At 73.7% G+C, this 1,965-nt stretch carries 3 protein-coding genes and 1 pseudogene; 2 read left to right on the top strand and 2 right to left on the bottom strand.

The features are described 5' to 3' along the window. Positions 1–275, bottom strand: a pseudogene (locus BM339_RS47295) (hypothetical protein); the annotation flags it as partial. A 346-nt stretch (positions 276–621) separates the two neighbouring features. Between BM339_RS47295 and BM339_RS47300 the strand changes: the two are divergent. Then, positions 622–939, top strand: coding sequence for a hypothetical protein (locus tag BM339_RS47300; protein WP_024936353.1), 318 nt, complete (start codon positions 622–624; stop codon positions 937–939). A gap of 3 nt (positions 940–942) precedes the next feature. Continuing rightward, a complete protein-coding gene (locus BM339_RS47305) occupies positions 943–1,782 on the top strand; it encodes an STAS domain-containing protein (protein ID WP_075025106.1) in 840 nt (279 codons plus the stop codon). On the opposite strand, the gene BM339_RS47310 is transcribed toward BM339_RS47305, so the two are convergent. Then, on the bottom strand, positions 1,760–1,965 hold a 206-nt coding region (locus BM339_RS47310), incomplete at its 5' end, for a hypothetical protein (protein WP_143118914.1). The genes BM339_RS47305 and BM339_RS47310 overlap by 23 nt on opposite strands.

The raw sequence follows: 1,965 nt of genomic DNA on the forward strand, positions 1-1,965 counted from the left end.
ATCAGGCCGCGCAGGTCGCCGTAGCCGTCGTTGTTGCTGTCGGCGTACCCGCGGACCGACACCTCGTAGAACACCGCCGTCTTGAACCAGTGCGGCGTGCGCGGAGCCTTCTCGTCGAAGGGGTCGGGTACCGGCCCGGCGGCGGGCCCCGTGGCGGGTCCGGCGGCGGGCCCGGTGGCGGGCGGCGGGGCGTCCGGCGGCGGCGCGGTGCCCGCCCGCGGTGCGGTGACCTCGTCGGACGTGCTGCGGGCGGTGTTCTTCGGCTGGCCGTGCATGGGTCACCCCGGGTGTGTTGGAGACATCTAGATCAGCAATTCCCGCGGCGCGCGCCGGGGACGTGCGGGGCGGGCAACCATCCGTAAAAGGTTCGGTACCGGTGATCTGCACGCGGCAGGGCCCGGAAAAGCGGTGGTGAAAACACGGTCGTTCGCGGCCCGTCCGCTGGCGCCGGCGCCCGCGAATACTTGCCGGGGGAAGGTTGTGTCATGTCCGTGTTTTTAGGTTCGTCGCTTTTTCTGTCGCAACCCCCGGGTAGGTCATTTCCAAGCTCAGAACCCGCCCCCGCGGCGGGTTCTGTTCGGTTCGGGCGGAAGACGTCCGTCCAAAGCGATCGGAGGGACAGTGGAGCGCTGGGAGAAGTCGCCATCGGTCGTACCGACGCGCGATGACCTCGTGGCGCGGCTGCGCGTCCGCTTCGCCGACATACCGGTGGAGCGCGTGCGCCGCTGCGTGGACGACCTGTGGTGCTGCTGCACCCATCTCGGGGTGCGGCCCGAGGAGCGGACCATCGAGCGCCTCGCGGCGTCCCGGCTGACGGGCGTCGTGCGCGGCGCCCGCCCGCCCTACCCGGACGAACGGCCGGCGACCCGGCCGCCGGGCCGTCTCACCGCTCCGCCCCGGCGCGCCCGCGCGGCCGCTCGAACCCCGATCGGGATGTGACAGATGAAGGACACGACCATGCCGGGCCTGAGCATCGAGACCCGGCGAGGATTCATCGTGCTCGGCCTGCCCGCGCAGATCAGCTGGCAGAACTACGCGGGGATCCGGGAGGGGGTGAGCAGGGCGCTGTCGCTCGCCTGCGCCGGCCCGCACGGGACGCGGCGCGGGGGAGTCGTCGTCGACTTCGGTGACGCGGTCCTGCTGGACGCCGCCGGGCTGGTGCTGCTGGCCCGCGCCGAGACCCGGGCGCGGCTGCTCGGCTGCACGCTGCGGGCCGTGGTGCCCGCCCTGTCCGCCCATGTGCGCAGGGCGCTGCACCTGACGGGGCTGGCGCGGCTCGTCCCGGTGTTCGCGGACGTGGCGTCGGCGACCGCCGCGCCCGTCCCGGCCGGCGCCGGCGGGGAGGCCGACACCACGCACGTGCTCGACGCGATCCGCGCCCTGCATCCGGGGGACGCCGGGCTCACCCCGACGCCGCCCGCGCCGTCGGAGCTGACGATCACCACGACGGCGGCCGGGGACGGCGACCACACCGTGGTGCACCTGTCCGGCATGCTGGACGAGGCCACCGTGCCGCGGCTCGGGGAGACGCTGACGACCCTGGTCGAGGGGAACCTGCGGCATCTGATGGTGCGGATGCACGACCGGCTCGGCGTCCGCTGCGACCCGCTGCCGATCCTGCTCGGCATCCGCTGGCGGGTCGCCGCCGAGGGCGGCTGCCTGGCGCTGCCCGCGCTGCCCGCCAGGCTCCGCGAGATCATCGACCGGGAAGGCCTCGGGTCGGTGTTCACCGGCTGCCGGTCCATCGAGGACCGCCTGCTCAGCGGCGCCGAACCGGCCTGACCGCGGCGTCATCACCACCGGCCCGCCCGCGTCCCTCGTTCCGCTCGAACGTGAGGATGTGGGCGGGCTTGGTGCGCGGGTCGAGGCGGACGTAGTTGGACTGGGTCCAGGTGTAGGTGGCGCCGTCGAGTTGGTCGGTGACGGTGTGGGGGTGGGTGGGGTCGTCGGGCAGGCCGAGGGCGG

The organism is Actinomadura madurae (genome assembly GCF_900115095.1).
GTDB classification, from domain to species: Bacteria; Actinomycetota; Actinomycetes; order Streptosporangiales; family Streptosporangiaceae; genus Spirillospora; species Spirillospora madurae.

Bases quoted from the DNA above. Each gene is read 5' to 3' on its own strand.
- BM339_RS47305 (WP_075025106.1), top strand. From the start codon at position 943: ATGAAGGACACGACCATGCCGGGCCTGAGCATCGAGACCCGGCGAGGA.